General features: G+C 70.1%; 15 protein-coding genes. 5 read left to right on the top strand and 10 right to left on the bottom strand.

The window, feature by feature from the left end; all coding sequences use genetic code 11:
• Positions 1-44 precede the first annotated feature (44 nt).
• From RR3_RS11620 to RR3_RS11600, 5 genes are all read right to left on the bottom strand, one after another.
• Complete coding sequence (locus tag RR3_RS11620; RefSeq protein WP_010592190.1) at positions 45-1,448, bottom strand: fatty acid desaturase family protein; 1,404 nt, start codon at positions 1,446-1,448, stop codon at positions 45-47.
• A gap of 16 nt (positions 1,449-1,464) precedes the next feature.
• Positions 1,465-2,562 (bottom strand): ferredoxin reductase, encoded by a 1,098-nt coding sequence (locus RR3_RS11615; RefSeq protein ID WP_026137882.1) that lies wholly within the window; start codon positions 2,560-2,562, stop codon positions 1,465-1,467.
• 153 nt (positions 2,563-2,715) lie between these two features.
• Positions 2,716-4,119 (bottom strand): dihydrolipoyl dehydrogenase, encoded by a 1,404-nt coding sequence (gene lpdA, locus RR3_RS11610; RefSeq protein WP_040270821.1) that lies wholly within the window; start codon positions 4,117-4,119, stop codon positions 2,716-2,718.
• 135 nt (positions 4,120-4,254) lie between these two features.
• Entirely contained in the window at positions 4,255-5,094 is an 840-nt protein-coding gene (locus RR3_RS11605; protein ID WP_017681257.1) for an SDR family oxidoreductase, read from the bottom strand.
• 136 nt (positions 5,095-5,230) lie between these two features.
• Entirely contained in the window at positions 5,231-6,547 is a 1,317-nt protein-coding gene (locus RR3_RS11600) for a wax ester/triacylglycerol synthase domain-containing protein (protein ID WP_064065802.1), read from the bottom strand.
• Between the two features lie 84 nt (positions 6,548-6,631).
• On the opposite strand from RR3_RS11600, the gene RR3_RS11595 reads away from it, so the two are divergent.
• The gene (locus RR3_RS11595) at positions 6,632-8,644 is read left to right on the top strand and encodes a prolyl oligopeptidase family serine peptidase (RefSeq protein ID WP_048772229.1); all 2,013 of its coding nucleotides are present in this window, start codon (positions 6,632-6,634) and stop codon (positions 8,642-8,644) included.
• A 3-nt stretch (positions 8,645-8,647) separates the two neighbouring features.
• On the opposite strand, the gene RR3_RS11590 is transcribed toward RR3_RS11595, so the two are convergent.
• Positions 8,648-9,499 carry an alpha/beta hydrolase family protein gene (locus RR3_RS11590; protein WP_017681260.1) on the bottom strand — a complete coding sequence of 284 codons (852 nt, stop codon included), beginning with the start codon at positions 9,497-9,499 and terminating at the stop codon, positions 8,648-8,650.
• 9 nt (positions 9,500-9,508) lie between these two features.
• The gene (locus tag RR3_RS11585; RefSeq protein ID WP_010592196.1) at positions 9,509-10,540 is read right to left on the bottom strand and encodes a patatin-like phospholipase family protein; all 1,032 of its coding nucleotides are present in this window, start codon (positions 10,538-10,540) and stop codon (positions 9,509-9,511) included.
• Positions 10,541-10,651: 111 nt separating this feature from the next.
• On the opposite strand from RR3_RS11585, the gene RR3_RS11580 reads away from it, so the two are divergent.
• The 4 genes from RR3_RS11580 to RR3_RS11565 all read left to right on the top strand — a co-directional run bounded on the left by RR3_RS11580 (position 10,652) and on the right by RR3_RS11565 (position 12,959).
• Positions 10,652-11,086 carry a PASTA domain-containing protein gene (locus RR3_RS11580; protein ID WP_225222511.1) on the top strand — a complete coding sequence of 145 codons (435 nt, stop codon included), beginning with the start codon at positions 10,652-10,654 and terminating at the stop codon, positions 11,084-11,086.
• A gap of 94 nt (positions 11,087-11,180) precedes the next feature.
• Positions 11,181-11,564, top strand: coding sequence for a phage holin family protein (locus RR3_RS11575; protein ID WP_048772226.1), 384 nt, complete (start codon positions 11,181-11,183; stop codon positions 11,562-11,564).
• Between the two features lie 85 nt (positions 11,565-11,649).
• Positions 11,650-11,856, top strand: coding sequence for a PspC domain-containing protein (locus RR3_RS11570; RefSeq protein ID WP_003937438.1), 207 nt, complete (start codon positions 11,650-11,652; stop codon positions 11,854-11,856).
• A gap of 113 nt (positions 11,857-11,969) precedes the next feature.
• Entirely contained in the window at positions 11,970-12,959 is a 990-nt protein-coding gene (locus RR3_RS11565; RefSeq protein ID WP_026137885.1) for a bile acid:sodium symporter family protein, read from the top strand.
• A 467-nt stretch (positions 12,960-13,426) separates the two neighbouring features.
• Here RR3_RS11565 and groL read toward each other — a convergent pair whose 3' ends face one another.
• From groL to RR3_RS11550, 3 genes are all read right to left on the bottom strand, one after another.
• Positions 13,427-15,052 carry a chaperonin GroEL gene (gene groL, locus RR3_RS11560; RefSeq protein WP_010592200.1) on the bottom strand — a complete coding sequence of 542 codons (1,626 nt, stop codon included), beginning with the start codon at positions 15,050-15,052 and terminating at the stop codon, positions 13,427-13,429.
• A 249-nt stretch (positions 15,053-15,301) separates the two neighbouring features.
• A complete protein-coding gene (locus RR3_RS11555; protein ID WP_010592201.1) occupies positions 15,302-15,829 on the bottom strand; it encodes a DUF6764 family protein in 528 nt (175 codons plus the stop codon).
• A 100-nt stretch (positions 15,830-15,929) separates the two neighbouring features.
• Positions 15,930-16,706, bottom strand: a complete 777-nt coding sequence (locus RR3_RS11550) for an HAD-IIA family hydrolase (protein ID WP_010592202.1) — start codon at positions 16,704-16,706, stop codon at positions 15,930-15,932.
• Positions 16,707-16,757 lie beyond the last annotated feature (51 nt).

The following is a 16,757-nucleotide window of genomic DNA, read 5'->3' as shown; positions in this document are numbered from 1 at the left end:
CACGACGTGAGCGGATTCCGAAGGGGCGCGCGAATCCGCGATCGTCAGCGCGGCGGCGGCTCGACCTCCACGCCACCGTGCTCGTGCTCCGGACCGGCGGCCGGGTGGTCTGCCGGCAGCCGGCTGCGGAAGCGGGCCGCCTCGCTCGGCGCCGTCTTGCGCGACGGATCGTCCGCGCTGTGGTACGGACCGGGCTTCGGTCGCGGCTTGCCGCCGGGGAACGCGAGGCGCAGGATCGTCCGGTGCACGGTGCCCCACTGCTTCGACAGGGGTCCGGTGTTGTACGGCAGCCCGTACCGCTCGCAGATGTCCTTCACCGCGGGCGCCACCTCGGAGTACCGGGTGCTCGGCATGTCGGGGTAGAGGTGGTGTTCGACCTGGTAGCCGAGGTTTCCGCTGATGACGTGGAACAGCGGACTGCCCTCGATGTTGGCCGCGCCGACCAGCTGGCGGACGTACCATCCGCCGCGGCTCTCGTTCTCCACCTCCTTCCGGCTGAAGGTGTACGTCTGGTCCGGGAAGTGCCCGCAGAAGATGATCGCGTGCGACCACACGTTGCGGATGATGTTGGCGGTGAAGTCCGCCGCCAGGGTGGCCAGGAACGTCTTCTCCACGCCCGGCAGGACCTTGTCGAGCACGTCGGCGACGGCGTCGGCCCGCGGGGCGGCACCGCCGCGCCCGAGACGGCCGAGTCCGCGCAGCCGGCGTCCGATGCGAGAGGTCCGCGGCTGCGGGATCCGCCCTCCCGACAGCAGCGCCGCGGCCGCGAACGCGCCGGCCGAGACCAGGGGCCAACCCACGTAGTCCTTGACGAACTGCCGCCGCGCCTTGCCCGCGATGCCCTTCAGCTCCTCGAGCACCTGCCCCGGCGTCTTCTCTCCCGCCCACAACGCATCGAGGTCGAGGTCGTGCAGCGCCACCCCCCACTCGAAGAACGCCATGAGCAGCACGTTGTAGAACGGCTGGGCCAGGTAGACCGGGTGCCACTTCTGGTGCGGATCGATCCGCATGATCTCGTACCCGAGATCCTTGTCCTTGCCGCGGATGTTCGTGAAGGTGTGGTGGATGTAGTTGTGGGAGTGCTTCCAGCCCGCCGCGGTCGAGGCGGTGTCCCAGTCCCACACCGACGAATGGATGTCCGGATCGTTCATCCAGTCCCACTGCCCGTGCATGACGTTGTGGCCGATCTCCATGTTCTCGAGAATCTTGGCCATGCCGAGGCATGCCGTGCCCGCGACCCAGGCCGACTTCGACGCCGAACCCAGGAGCAGCGCACGGCCGGCGACGGCGAGCTGTCGCTGCGTCGCGATCACGGTCTTGATGTAGCGACGGTCCCGCTCCCCCAGCTCGGAGTAGACCCTGTCGTGGATGGCGTCGAACTCCTTCGCCAACGCGTCCAGCGTTTCCTCGCTCAGATGCGCGAGTGGACTCTCGATCTCCGTCGTCATCTCGCGTTCCTTCCGTTCACAGCTCGATTTCGATGTCGCCTTCGGCGGTGTGGATGCAGGTGCGGACCGCAGCGCCGACGGGTTCGGCGACCTCGTCCGTGCGCAGGTCCCGCACCTTGCCGGAGCGCAGCGTGCCCACGCAGGTATGGCAGATCCCGATCCGGCATCCGTACGGAAGCTGCAGACCCGCCTTCTCGCCCGCCACCAGGATCGGCGTGCCGCCGTCGCATTCGACGTCGGCCTCGCTGTCGAGGAAGTGGACCGTGCCGCCTTCACCCGATCCCGCATTCCCGCCGATGATCGGCTGGAAACGCTCCATGTGGAGTTTTTTCGGATCACCGTGGTCGTTCCAGTGCTCGACGAATGCGTCGAGCATGTCGCCGGGGCCGGAGCAGAACGCCTCCCGCTCCCGCCAGTCGGGGCACAGCTCGTCCAGATCGGCCGGCGTCATGCGGCCCTGCTCCGCGGTGAGCCGCAGCACCAGCCGGAACCCGGACCGGCGTGCCTCGAGGTCACGCAACGTGGAAGCGAAGATGACCTCGTCGGCGGTGCGCGCCGAGTGCACCAGAACGACGTCGTCGAGGCGGTCGCGGTGGTCCAGGCTGCGCAGCATGCTCATGATGGGGGTGATACCGCTGCCGGCACTGACGAACAGCATCTTCGCAGGCAGTGGATCGGGCAGGGTGAACACGCCCTCGACCTCGCCGAGCCGCACCACGTCGCCGGGCTGGATGCGGCGCACCAGGTGCGGCGAGACCACGCCGGTCTCGACCACCTTCGGGGTGACGCTGATGAGCCCGTCCTCGGGATCGGGATCGGAGGTCAGCGAGTAGGCACGCCAGTGGTAGACGCCGTCGATGATCACGCCCAGTCGTACGTATTGACCGGGGCGGTGTCCGCGCCACTCGTAGGCGGGACGGATGAGCACGGACGCCGCGTCGGGACCTTCCGGTACCACCCGCTCGACCCGGCCCCGCAACTCCCTCGTGGTCCACAGGGGATTGATCATCTCGAGGTAGTCGTCGGGCCGGAGAGGAGTGAAAAGGTGTCGGACGGCGCGCAACATCATTCTGCGCACCGGATGCACCCTGGGACGCGCACCCCGTTCTGCCATGCCGACAAGGTACCCCGCGTCACGGGTATCCAATCAGGTTTCGTCGTTGCCCGAGACGACGACAGCCCGCGGCGACGTTTCGGTCACCGCGGGCTGAGGCCGGTACATCCGAACGGGGATCTGCCCGCGCGGAGGATCTTCGACGCGCCGGGATCAGAAGTTGATCATGTGGCCTGCGAGGCCGTGGATGGCCTCCTGCAGCGCCTCGCTCAGCGTCGGGTGGGTGTGGACGTTGCGGGCCAGTTCGTTGACCGTCAGGTCCCACTTCTGCGCGAGGGTCAGCTCGGGCAGGAGTTCGGAGACGTCGGGGCCGATCAGGTGGCCGCCGAGCAGCTCTCCGTGCTTGTTGTCGGCGATCAGCTTGACGAAGCCGTTGGGATCGCCGAGGCCGTGGGCCTTGCCGTTCGCGGTGAAGGGGAAGGTGGCGACCTTGACGTCGTAACCCTCGTCGCGCGCCTGCTGCTCGGTCAGTCCGAAGCTGGCGACCTGCGGCTGGCAGAACGTCGCACGCGGCATCATCCGGTAGTCGTCGAAGGTGAGGGTCTCGGCGCCGCCGATGGTCTCGGCCGCGACCACGCCCATCGCCTCTGCGACGTGCGCGAGCATGAGCTTGGCGGTGACGTCGCCGATGGCGTAGATGTGCGGCACGTTGGTGCGCATCACGTCGTCGATGGCGATGGCGCCCCGGTCGGTGAGCTCGACACCGGTGTTCTCGAGGCCGAAGCCCTCCACCCGCGGGGCGAACCCGACGGACTGCATGACCTTGTCGACGACCACGGACTCGACGTTGCCGGACTTGTTGTCCTTGATCGCGACGGTCACCTTGTTGCCGTCGTCGTCGATGGACTGCACCGCGGCCCCGGTCATGATCTTCACGCCGAGCTTCTTGTACGCCTTCGCGATCTCCTTGGAGATGTCGGCGTCCTCGTTGGGCAGCGCCCGGTCGAGGAACTCGACGATGGTGACGTCCACGCCGTAGTTCTTCAGCACGTAGCCGAACTCCATGCCGATGGCACCGGCGCCGACGATCAGGATCGAGCCCGGCAGGTCGCGGGTGAGGATCTGCTCCTCGTAGGTGACGACGTTCTCGCTCAGCTGCGTGCCGGGCAGCAGCTTGGTCACCGACCCGGTCGCGATGATCGCGTTGTCGAAGGTCACCGTCTCGGTCCCGCCCTTGTTGAGCTCGACCGAGATGGTGTTGGCGTCGACGAACGAGCCGGCACCGTCGTATTCGGTGATCTTGTTCTTCTTCATCAGGAAGTGCACGCCCTTGACGCGGCCGTCCGCGACCTTGCGGCTGCGGTCCAGGGCCGCACCGAAGTCGAAGGACACGTCCCCGGACATGCCGAACGTCTTGGCCTCTTTCGTGAAGAGATGCGCCAGTTCGGCATTGCGGAGAAGCGCCTTGGAGGGAATGCAGCCCACGTTCAGGCAGACACCACCCCAGTACTTCTTCTCGATGATGGCGGTGCTCAGGCCCAGCTGTGCCGCGCGGATAGCAGCGACGTACCCACCGGGACCGGCTCCGAGGACAACGACGTCATAGTGTGAGGTCACGAACAAACAGCGTAGACCTGCCGCTCCGGCGTGTCTGCGGATGGTCCGGTTACCCGCCGGTAGTCCCGGCACCAGGCACGAATCGGGCGTGCACACGGGCCCGAACGTGGCGGAAGCGGCGGGCGCAGCCCCCGGTCAGCGGCGGAAGCTCCGCATCCGCCGCACGTACCGCAGCACCTTCCGCACCGGCACCGGTCGCGGCCAGTCGACGGCACGGAACCACGCCTCGCTGCCGCCGTCGACCACCACGACCGAGCCGACGAGGAAGTCGGCGGCCGGGGACAGCATGAACTCCACCCACTCGGCAATCCGGTCCGGCTCACCGAACCCCCCGATCGGGACGGGGAAACTCCGGACCCGATCGCCCTCCGGGCTCGCGAGCTGAGTGTCGAGGAGGGGGGTCGACACCGCGCCCGGCGCGAGGACGTTCAGGCGGATCCCCGCCCCCGCCCAGTCCGGGGTCACCGCGTTCCGGCGCACCCAGTGGGTGACGGCGATCTTCGACGCGGCGTAGGTGAAGGGGGCGGCCGCGGGCCTGATGCGTCCCGCCCGCCGCACCCCCTTCTCGAGGTCGCCGGCGAGAAACGCCCGCACGGCCGACATGGGCACGGCCGGGGTGGTGGTCGTCGAATTCGACCCGAACACCACGACCTTGCTGTTTCCGGCCGCGGCGAGCGCCGGCCGCCACCCTTCGAGCAACTCGATCACGCCCCGGACGTTGACCTGGGCGAGGGTGTGCTCCTTGCCGGGCACCGGGCCGAGACCCGCCGCGAGCACCGCACCGTCGAGCCGGTTCCCGGCCCGCTCGAGGGTTCGACGCACCGCCGCGGACCGCCCCGCGGGGGTCGAGAGGTCGGCGACGACGTCGGCCTCCTTCAGGTCGACGGTGATCACGGTGTGGCCCGCGGCCCGCAGCCGGTCCGCGCTCGCCGCGCCCATGCCGGACGCCGCCCCGGTCACCGCGTACACGCCCATCGCCACTCCCTCGTCGATCCGGTTCCGACCGGCACGCTACCGCCGGAGCCGCCCCGAACCAAGCAGTTGCTCGCCCGCCACCTCGGGGCCTCCGGGCGCGTCTGTCCTACGCGCGCGAGCCGCGCGACGGCGCCCCCTACGCGCGCGCGAGCCGCGCGACGGCGCCGCGCAGCAAGCTCTCGTACCGGTCCAGCTCCCCAAGCCCGATCACCTGCGGACTGGTGGTGATCGACAACGTGACCGCGTCGCCGATTCCGTGCACGCCGTGGGTCAGGCCCATGACAGGCGACAACCCCGGGAAACCGGCGGTGAAGCGCACGGCGGCCCCGCCGAGCACCAGGTCGTCCGCGCCGCGGTACACGCTGGACACGACCGTGTTGCCGGTGACGGTTCGCGGCACCGCACCCAGGTCGGCGCGGGCGAGCCCGAACCGCAACAGCGGCGCCGGAAGGTGCGCGAACGGACGGTCCCGGAGATCCACGGCCGGATGCACGAGCCGTCGTCGCCGCAGCGCCAGGTCGGCGGCGATCGCCGCGGCACGCTCCCGGGGATCGTCCACGTGCGCGAACAGCCGGACACCGGCGCTGCGGTAGGAGTTGCGCGCCGTCCCGTTCGGGGCGACGGAGACCGGCACCTCCGCGCCGAGCCGGTCGGCCGGGAAGTCGCCGAGGAACTCGCCGAGCGCGGACGCGATCGCGGTCAGTGCACCGACGGTCACGGTCCCCACCGTGCGCAGGTCCGTCGCGGAGCACACGATCGTCCGCACCGCACGCCCCGGGCCGGGGTCGGTGTTCACGGCGCTCAGCGGACATCCCGGGGCCGCCGGCGGGACAGCCGGATCGGCCAGGTCCCGTTCGGCGCGGCCCGCGCGTACCCCCGTCGCCAGCAGTGCGCCCAGCTGGATCGGCACCCGGGCCACGGCACGCAGCAGCATCGCCGGCACCGACGGCGCCTCCGGCCCCGTCGGGGTACCGTCGGCGGCCGGGCCCGTACCCGACAGCAACGCCCGGGCCAGGGTCGAGGCGCGCATCCCGTCCGCGAAGGCGTGCGAAACCTGCAGCACCACAACGGTTGCGGTTGTGGCGCAGCGGGGCGCCCCCGTCACGCCGGCCAGCAGATGCACTCGCCACGGCGAGGTCGTGATGTCGAGCCGGTCGGTGAGCAGTTCACCGAGGGCCCGCTGCACTCCCGGCCAGGACGGATCCGGCAGCCGGTGCACGACGAACCGGTCGGCGCCGACTAGCCCCGCCGCCCAGTACGGATAGTCCAGACGACCCGGCACCGGCACGGCGCGCAACCGGAGTTCGGGGACGGCCGACGCCCGATGCCGAAGCTCGGTCACCAGGGTGTCCGGGTCGCCGGCTTCCCCTTCGAAACAGAACAGCAGGAACTGGTCGCTGCGGACACGGTCGTCGAGCCAGTCCCGCAGGGCGTCGGAGGGATGCAACTGCATTCCGCCAGTGTGGCGGGCGCGGCGCGGGAGCCGCGCCCGCGGTCCCCGCCGGGTCGTCCCGGGCCGGATGGGTAAGAATTGCCTATGGCCGACGACACGAACGACCCGCACCTCTGGCTCGAGGACGTCACCGGCGACGACCAGCTCGGGTGGGTGCGCGCGCACAACGACCGCACCGTCGACGAATACACCCGCACGGAGGCGTTCGGGACGCTGCAGTCCCGGATCCGGGAGGTGCTCGACACCGACGCGCGCATCCCGTACGCGCGGCGCCGCGGTGAGTATCTGTACAACTACTGGCGCGACGCTCGGCACGTGCGCGGCCTGTGGCGGCGGACCACCATGGAGCAGTACCTGCGCGACGAACCGGACTGGGACGTGCTGGTCGACCTCGACGCGGTCGCCGAGGCGGAGGGCGAGAACTGGGTGTGGTCGGGGGCGCAGGTGCTGCGACCCGACCAGTCCCGGGCCCTGATCGGACTGTCACGCGGCGGCGCCGACGCCACCGTGATCCGCGAGTTCGACATGGAGTCAAGGAAATTCGTCGACGGACCGGACAGTTTCACGGTGCCGGAGGCGAAGACCGACATCGGCTGGATCGATGCGGACACCGTGTACGTCGGCACCGACTTCGGCGACGGCTCGCTCACCGACTCCGGGTACCCGCGCCTGGCCAAGCGCTGGCGCCGCGGTACGCCGCTGGCGGAGGCCGAGACGGTGTACGAGGGCGACAGATCCGACGTCGCCGTCTCCGCCTGGTACGACCGCACGGGTTTCGAGCGCAGTTTCGTCGAGCGCGCGATCGACTTCTACACGTCGCACCGGTTCGAACTGCGGCCCGACGGGGAACTCGTCCGGATCGAGGCCCCGGACGATGCGAAGGTCTCCGTGTACCGCGACCACCTGCTGATCCGGACCCGGTCGCCGTGGCTCGGACATCCGGCGGGCACCCTGCTGGCCGCGAACTACCCGGATTTCCTGGCCGGCTCCCGGGAGATGACGGTGCTGTTCGCGCCGGACGCGCACAGCTCGCTGGAACAGTACGCCTGGACGCGCAACCACCTGCTGACGGTCGTGCTGCGCGACGTGCAGACCGAGGTGCGGGTGCTCACCCCGGGCGTGGACGGGTGGACCGATCGGCCGGTCGACGACGTGCCGCCCGCGACCACCACCTCCGTGATCGACGTCGATCCGCTCGAGAGCGACGAATTCTTCCTCAACTCCAGCGGTTTCACCGTGCCCGCGACGCTGCTGTCCGGCACGGTCGGCGGGCCGCTGGCGTCGATCAAGCAGGCACCGGCGTTCTTCGAAGCCGAGAACATCACCGCCACACAGCATTTCGCCACTTCGGACGACGGGACCCGGATTCCGTACTTCGTGGTCGGCCGCGACACCTCGTCCCCGGCTCCGACCCTGCTGTACGGCTACGGCGGATTCGAGAACTCGATGGTGCCGGCGTACAGCGGCGGTGTCGGCCTGGCGTGGCTCGAACGCGGGTACACGTACGTGATCGCCAACATCCGCGGCGGCGGCGAGTACGGACCGCAGTGGCACACCCAGGCGCTGAAGGAGAACCGGCACAAGGTGTTCGAGGACTTCGCCGCGGTGGCACGAGATCTGGTCGCGCGGGGCATCACCACCGCCGATCGTCTCGGCATCCAGGGTGGGAGCAACGGCGGCCTGCTCATGGGCGTGATGCTCACCCGCTACCCCGAACTGTTCGGGACGATCGTGTGCCAGGTGCCGCTCCTCGACATGAAGCGCTACCACCTGCTGCTCGCCGGAGCGTCGTGGATGGCCGAGTACGGCGACCCCGACAACCCCGACGAGTGGGCCTACCTGCGCGAGTACTCGCCGTACCAGAACACCGCCGCGGACGCGAAGTACCCGCCGATCCTCATCACCACGTCGACGCGGGACGACCGGGTGCACCCCGGGCACGCCCGGAAGATGGTGGCGCGGCTCGAGGAACAGGGCCACGAGGTCTGGTACTACGAGAACATCGAGGGCGGCCACGGCGGTGCCGCGGACAACGCCCAGGCCGCCTTCAAGGCGGCGCTGACGTTCACGTTCCTCGAACGCATGCTGTCCGGGTAGAACTCACCGGTCCTTCAACCAGGCCGCGATGCGGTCGACGGTGTCCGCGTTGTCGCGAATCCAGCCGTTGTGCCCCAGCGGCCGGGACTGGTGCCACGTCGTCACGTCCGCGCCCGGCATCTTCTCGAGCAGGTGCCGGGCGGCGGCGACCGGCGTGAGGTCGTCGCCCTCGACAGTGACGGACAGGACCGGCAGGCTCAGCTCGGCGAGCCGCTGCTCGTAGTCGACGTCGGCGTCGCGGGGCTCGAAACGCCCGCTCCGGGCCAGGCGCGCCCAGTCCGAGATGAGCTGCCGGGACTGGCGACCGAAACCGGCGACGTCGAGCCGGTCGCCGGGCCAGAATCCGGCGATGCTCGCGGTGATCGACATCGCCGCGGACCCGAGGAGCAGACCCGGCCCGCGGATGCCCGCGTGGTGGCGGTAGTACGGGGTCCCCGCGGCGACGAGGACCAGCCCGCCGAGCCGTCCGGGGTTGCGGGCGGCATAGAGCGCCCCGAGCTGCCCGCCCATCGAATGCCCCAGCAGGTACGGGGTGGAGTCGAGGAACCGCTCGTGCACCACCTCCAGCATGGCCGGCAGGTCGACGGCCACCAGCTCCTGGTAGCCGTAGTCGCTGTCGGGTCCGGGGCGGGGCCGGCTGTCGCCCTGTCCGGGCAGCTCGCAGAGCGCGGCGTCGAACCCGTGCGCGGTCAGGGCGTCGGCGAAGGGCTCGTAGTAGCCCGCCGGAATGCCGAGACCGGGCAGGATCACCACCACGGGCCGCGGCGCGTCGATGCGGGCCGGCTGTTCCGGACCGGGGAACAGGCGAACGGGTGTCGTCGTGCCGCCCGGCAGCTGGATCGGTACGGTCTCCACCGGCTCAGCCTAGGCGGTTCCGGTGTCCGGGTCAGGCGGTTCGGCCGCCGGCGCGGTCCCGAGTCCCGCGGCGTCGAGGGCGGACTCGGTGAGGCTGCGGCCGAGCGCGATCATCTCCGCCGCGCGGTGGAAGTCGAGACTGCGACCCGACTTGCGGGGGATGCGGATGAGCACGTCCGGCGGGTACCCGGCGAGCTGGTAGCGGGCCAGGGCCGACTGCATCAGATCGAGCGAGCGGTTCATCACCTCGAAACGGCTCAGCTTCGGGACCGGGACCGGATCGTCGACGACCTCGGCGTCCTCGGATGCCACGTCCTCCGCGGCGTCGCTGCGCGCCCCCGGCCCACCGCCGAAACGACCCACCATCGAGCGGACGACGTCCCGCTCGAGCAGTTGCGCGGCGCTGCGGCGGAATCGGCCGATCCACTCGTCGACCGGTCGCGGCTCCGCACTCGCGTGGGCCGGGGCGCCGCCGTCGACGTCGCGTTCCTCGGCCCCGAGACTGACACCGATGGTGACGTCGGCACCCGCGGCGAGGATCGGGGCGAGCGGCAGCGGATCGAGGATCCCGCCGTCCGCGAGCACCCGCCCGTTGAGCACGTACGGGGTGATCACGCCGGGAATCGCGATGGACGCGCGGATCGCCACGTCGACGGGGCCGCGCTGGAACCAGACGGATCGTCCGGCGGCCAGGTCCGTCGCGACGGCCGTGTACGGGATCCGCAGCCCCTCGATGGGGGTGTCGCCGAGGATCTCGCGCACCTTGTCGAGGATCTTCTCGGCGTGGATGGCGCCCGGCGCGGACAGCGACACGTCGAGCAGCCGCAGCACGTCGAGCTGCGTCAACGACGTCGCCCAGCGGGTGTAGTCGTCGAGCCTGCCGGCCGCGTACAACCCACCCACGAGCGCGCCCATGGACGAGCCCGCCACACCGGCGATCTCGAGTCCGCGTTCCTCGAGCGCCTCGATCACACCGATGTGGGCGTAGCCGCGGGCACCCCCGCTGCCCAGGGCGAGCGCCACCCGCGTCGGTCCGGCCATTCCCAGATCCTACGGAGCATCGTCGGCGCGCACCCCGAGAAGAAAGTTCAGGGTGCGGATCGGGGCGTCACCCGATGTGGAGCGGGTCCTGCGCCCGGCACGCTCGAAGGCATGACATCCACTTCGAGCAGTTCTCTCGTCGTACCCGAAACCGCGCACCGCGCAGGACGTTCGATACGCGCCTCGGTCGCCGCCGTGTGCACCGCGGCGGTGCTGCTGGGCGCCGGGACGGCGGTGTTGCTGGGCGCCGGGACGGCGGTGCTCCTGGGCGCCGGGACGGCGGCGGCCCAGGCTGCGACCCGGCCGGTCCCGAACGTGGTCGGCATGAGCGAACAGAGCGCCCGGGCCACGCTCGAGGCGCAGGGCGTGCCGTACGGCGTGGTCAACCGCGCGGGCACGGCGTCCGGCCACTGCCACGTCACCGGGCAGCGCGACCGGGGCTACCGCACCGAGGTCGACATGCAGTACAACCACGAGAAGAACGAGTTCGAACGTGTCGAGACGCCGATCTGGCGGGGTGTGGGCCTGACGGTGGTCTGCAACTGACGAGTTCTCGCCGACGATCGGGCGGGCCGGGATTCCGGCCCGCCCGATCGTCTTTCCGGTTCACCGACCCGGCCGGGAAGGCTACTCTCCTCGCATGGTCCGTCTGCTCGCGTCCGCGGTCGTCGCACTGCTCGCCAATGCCCTGGCGCTGCTCGTCGGCGCCTGGGTCCTGCCCGGCATGTCGCTCGACGGCGTCGCCTTCGTCATCGCCGTCGCCCTGTTCACCGTGACGGCGATGCTCGTCGACCCGCTGCTGCGCCAGCTGGCGGTCACCAAGACCCCGGCGCTCCTGGGCAGCAGCGCGCTCGTCTCGACGCTGGTCGCGCTGATCGTCACCTCACTCGTCAGCGACGGACTGCAGATCAGTGGCGCGGCGACCTGGATCCTCGCGACGGTGATCGTGTGGGCCGTCGCGCTGGTCGCCCGGATGCTGCTGCCCCTGGTGGTCTTCAAGAAGACGCTTGCCCAGAAGCGCTGAGGACACACCCCGAGACGAAAGATCAGGGTAGGAATCGGGGCGTCACCCGATGCGACCGGCAGGCCCGTGGCGGCACTCTTGTCGCATGACATTCGAGAACAACACCCCCGCTCCCCGTCCCTTCGCCCGGTCCCGCTCGCAGCGCATGCTCGGCGGTGTGTGCGGCGGCCTCGCCGAGTACTTCGGCATCGACGTCAACCTCGTCCGCGCCGGCGTGGTGGTCGCCGCGTTCGTGACCGGAGGCGGCGCCGCCCTGGTCTACCTGGCGCTCTGGATGCTGCTGCCGGAGTGACCGCGAGCCTGCACCCGTTCCAGGAAGCATGCACCCGCTCCGGGACGCCGGAGAGGGTGCACGCTTCCCACACCGGGTGTCGGCTCGTCCCGGCGGTGTCCTAGCGTCGACTCATGTTCTCCAGGATTCCCGTGCTCGGTCGCCTCGACCCGTTCCTCGTCGGCATCCTCACCACCGTCGCGGTCGCGGGACTGCTGCCGGTCTCGGGCACGGCCCTGAACATCTTCACGTGGGCTGCGAAAATCGCCATCGGTCTGCTGTTCTTCCTCTACGGGGCGCGACTGTCCACGCGCGAGGCGTTCGAGGGCCTCCGGCACTGGCGCCTGCACCTGACGATCCTCGCCACCACGTTCGCGCTGTTCCCGCTGCTCGGGCTGGCGACGAAGATGCTGGTGCCGACCGTCCTGACCGAACCGCTGTATCTCGGGGTCCTCTACCTGTGCCTGCTGCCGTCGACGGTGCAGTCGTCGATCGCGCTGGTCTCCGTGGCCCGCGGCAACATCGCGGGTGCGGTCGTCTCCGCCAGTGCCTCGAGCCTGCTGGGCATCGTCGTGACGCCGCTGCTCGTCGCGCTGACGATGACCACGCAGGGCGTGACGTTCAGCGCCTCCGCGGTGCTCGACATCGTGCTCATGCTGCTGGTCCCGTTCCTGGCCGGCCAGCTCCTGCGCCGCTGGATCGGCGGATGGGTCGGCAGGCACGGCGGGCCGCTGAAGATCGTCGACCGCGGCTCGATCCTGCTCGTCGTGTACGTCGCGTTCAGTCGCGGCATGAACGAGGGCATCTGGTCGAGCCTGTCGCTCGGGCGGCTGCTCGCCCTGGCGGGTGTGTGCCTCGTGCTGCTCGCCCTGGTCCTGGCGCTCACGTGGTTCGGCGCACCGCGCCTGGGCTTCGCCTACGAGGACCGCGCGACGATCCTGTTCTGCGGTTCGACCAAGTCCCTGGCCACGGGCCTGCCGATGGCGACGGTCCTGTTCCCGGGCCAACCGATCGGACTGATCGTCCTGCCACTCATGCTGTTCCACCAGATCCAGCTGCTGGTGTGCGCGGCGATCGCGGCGCGGCTGGCGAAGCGCGCGGCCGCCCCGGCCGTCGCGGTCTGACCCGGTCGGCACCTCACACGAACGCAGCCGCAGCGGCGGGAGATCCCGGCGCTGCGGCTGCGATTCGGGTGTGCTCTCGGGCCGGGACTAGTCCGCGCTGCCCGAGCCGAGGTCGGCGATCAGTTCGAGGATGGGCGTGATGAGGTCGAGCAGGCTGCCGATCATGATCTTCTCCGTCCAGGTCGTGGGTGGCCGCTAGTCGTCTGCACTCAGCGAGTCCAGAACTTCCAGCAGATCGAAGTTTTCGAGCACCCAGCCGATGATGTCCGCGAGAGATCCCATGGCGACTCCTCCTTGATTTCGTCCGTGTCACGGATGCGCGGTCCTGGAAGTACGGCCGCGACGCCATTGTTACAAGAGTCGACGACCCGAGAACGCGGAAATCGGAGAAATCACCCGAACGACCGACGCCACGAGGCCCGGCCCCACCGAAGTGGAACCGGGCCTCGAAGACGGTCGGGGGTGGATCAGAAGTCCATGCCACCCATGCCGCCGGTCGGGTCGCCGGCGGGAGCGGCGGCCTTCTCCGGCTTGTCGGCGACGACAGCCTCGGTGGTCAGGAACAGCGCCGCGATGGACGCCGCGTTCTGCAGCGCCGAGCGGGTGACCTTGACCGGATCGTTGATGCCGGCGCCCAGCAGGTCCTCGTACTCGCCCGTGGCGGCGTTGAGGCCGTGGCCGGCGGGCAGGTTGCGCACCTTCTCGGCGACGACGCCGGGCTCGAGGCCGGCGTTGAAGGCGATCTGCTTCAGCGGAGCCTCGAGGGCGACCTTGACGATGTTGGCACCGGTGGCCTCGTCACCCTCGAGCTTCAGGTCGTCCAGAACCGGAGCGGCCTGCAGCAGCGCGACGCCGCCGCCGGCGACGATGCCCTCCTCGACCGCAGCCTTGGCGTTGCGGACGGCATCCTCGATGCGGTGCTTGCGCTCCTTGAGCTCGACCTCGGTGGCGGCGCCGGCCTTGATGACCGCGACACCGCCGGCCAGCTTGGCCAGGCGCTCCTGCAGCTTCTCGCGGTCGTAGTCCGAGTCCGACGCCTCGATCTCGGCGCGGATCTGGTTCACGCGACCGGCGATGGCGTCGGCGTCGCCGGCACCGTCGACGATGGTGGTCTCGTCCTTGGTGACGACGACCTTGCGCGCACGGCCGAGCAGCTCGAGGCCGGCGGTCTCGAGGGAGAGACCGACCTCTTCGCTGATGACCTCGCCACCGGTGAGGATGGCGATGTCGGCGAGCTGGGCCTTGCGACGGTCACCGAAGCCGGGGGCCTTGACGGCGACCGACTTGAAGGTGCCACGGATCTTGTTGACGACCAGCGTGGACAGGGCCTCGCCCTCGACGTCCTCGGCGATGATCGCGAGCGGCTTGCCGGACTGGATGACCTTCTCCAGCAGCGGCAGCAGGTCCTTGACGGTCGAGATCTTGCCCGACACGAGCAGGATGTAGGCGTCCTCGAGCACGGCCTCCTGACGCTCGGCGTCGGTGGCGAAGTACAGCGAGATGTAGCCCTTGTCGAAGCGCATACCCTCGGTCAGCTCGAGCTGGAGGCCGAAGGTGTTGGACTCCTCGACGGTGATGACGCCTTCCTTGCCCACCTTGTCGATGGCCTCGGCGATCAGTTCACCGATCGCGGGGTCGCCCGCGGAGATGCCGGCGGTGGCGCCGATCTGCTCCTTGGTCTCGACCTCCTTGGCGGTGTCGAGCAGCTTGGCGGTGACGGCCTCGACGGCCTTCTCGATGCCGCGCTTGAGACCGAGCGGGTTCGCACCGGCAGCGACGTTGCGCAGACCCTCGCGCACCAGCGCCTGGGCGAGCACGGTGGCGGTGGTGGTGCCGTCACCCGCGACGTCGTCCGTCTTCTTGGCAACTTCCTTGACCAGCTCGGCGCCGATCTTCTCGTACGGGTCCTCGAGCTCGATCTCCTTGGCGATGGACACACCATCGTTGGTGATCGTGGGGGCGCCCCACTTCTTCTCGAGCACGACGTTGCGACCCTTGGGCCCCAACGTCACCTTGACAGCGTCGGCGAGGCTGTTCAGGCCCCGCTCGAGGCCGCGACGGGCCTCTTCGTCGAACGCGATGATCTTGGCCATTGCGAAGTGATCCTCCGGATATGGGGGTGACACGCAGGGCGACCGCTCGTCGGGTCGCCCCATGTACGCCTTCGGCCGGAAGCAGTGCCCGCGACGGACGACCAGGGGTGTCGATATTCCCGGCCTCACCGTCCCGACCTGGCACTCACGTGTTGCGAGTGCCAAGAGCATTCTTAGCACTCGAGGGTGGCGAGTGCAAGGTTTGGAGCACCCGCCACCCTCGTCGTGCAGGACCGGTCCGGGGTGGGCTCAGCGACGCGTGGAACCGACGCCGACGGCGCACCACTGGCCGGTGGCCGTGTTGACCGCGAACGACTGCGGACCGACGCAGGTCACGCCGGTCGGATCGGCCGTCGCCCCCGAACCCCAGCCGGCGACGGACACCGTCGTCACCGGGCCCTGGGCCGAGGAATGGCTCAGCCCGCCGCCGAGGGCGTACGCGTAGGCGCGGCCACCGTCCCCGGCGCCGCTCAAGGCCGTCCCGAAGCCCGTCGCACGGGCTTCGGCCGCGCCGGCCGTCCGGGCCGACGACACCGCGGTGCCGCTCTCGGAGGCGAAGGAGTGGGCCGTGCCGCCCTCGGTGGCCGTCGCACCGCAGCTCGCGGCGTCGGACACCAGGATCTCGTTGGCCGACGGCGGCGACACGCACGTCACCGGTGCCGCCGCGGCGGTGCCCACGCCGAGCAGGGCCGCCGATGCGACACCGAGAGCGGCGACCACACCGGCCCGGAGGAGACGGCGGGGGACTACGACGGCACGGATGGATCGGATGGACAACAAGGTCTCCTCTGCGCTGGGCCGGGGCTCGGATACTGCGGACGGGGGCGACTCCCCCGGCGCGAGGGTACCGGCCGGACCCTTCCGGAGCGAGAGGTCGTCAGAGCGTGTCGAGCAGCTCCGGCAGGTCGGCCACCGAATCGATCACCCGGTCGGGACGCTCGACCGCGAGATCGAGCACCGACTGCCGAAACTTGCCGGTGCGCACCAGGATTCCCGTCATACCGAGGCGCTGGCCCGGAATGACCTCGGCGTGGAGATCGTCGCCCACCACCGCCATCCGGTCCGGTTCGGTGCCCATCAGCTCGGCCGCGGCGAGAAAGCCCCGCATCGACGGCTTCCCGACCGCGACGACGGTCTGCCCGCTCAGTTCCTCGAGACCCGGCAGGTAGACGCCGGTGTCGATGTGCAACCCGTCCGCGGCCTGCCACGTGGCGCCGCGGTGCATCGCCACCACCGGCACCCCGTCGAGCATCAGTTCGGCGACACGGCTGAGGGCGCGGTGACTGAACTCCGGCCCGGCCCCGCCCAGCACGACCACCTCGGGATCGTCCTCGTCGCGCACGATGCCCGCGAGGTCCGCCTCCACGTCGCCGTGGTTGAGCACCCAGCAGCGCCGGTCCGGGTAGGTCTGCCGCAGATACTCGGCGGTGAGGGACGCGGCCGTCACGATCTCGGCGGGTTCGACCGGCATGCCCAGGCCGGAGAGGGTCTCGGCGATCTGCGCACACGTCCGCGACGTGGTGTTGGTCAGGAAGGCCCGATGCACGCCCCGCTCACGAAGCCCGGCGAGCACCTCGGCGGCGCCCGGCACGGGCACCCACGACGTCACGATCACGCCCTCGATATCGAACAACACCCCGTCCACACCGGCCATGGTGCGAGCCTATCGGGTCGCCCCGCCCCCGCCGCCCACGGACCGAATGTC

This window comes from Rhodococcus ruber NBRC 15591, from assembly GCF_001894945.1.
In the GTDB taxonomy this organism is placed as follows: Bacteria; Actinomycetota; Actinomycetes; order Mycobacteriales; family Mycobacteriaceae; genus Rhodococcus; species Rhodococcus ruber.
The sequence above is the reverse complement of the archived record's forward strand: the minus strand, read 5'-3'. Positions and strand labels throughout refer to the sequence as shown.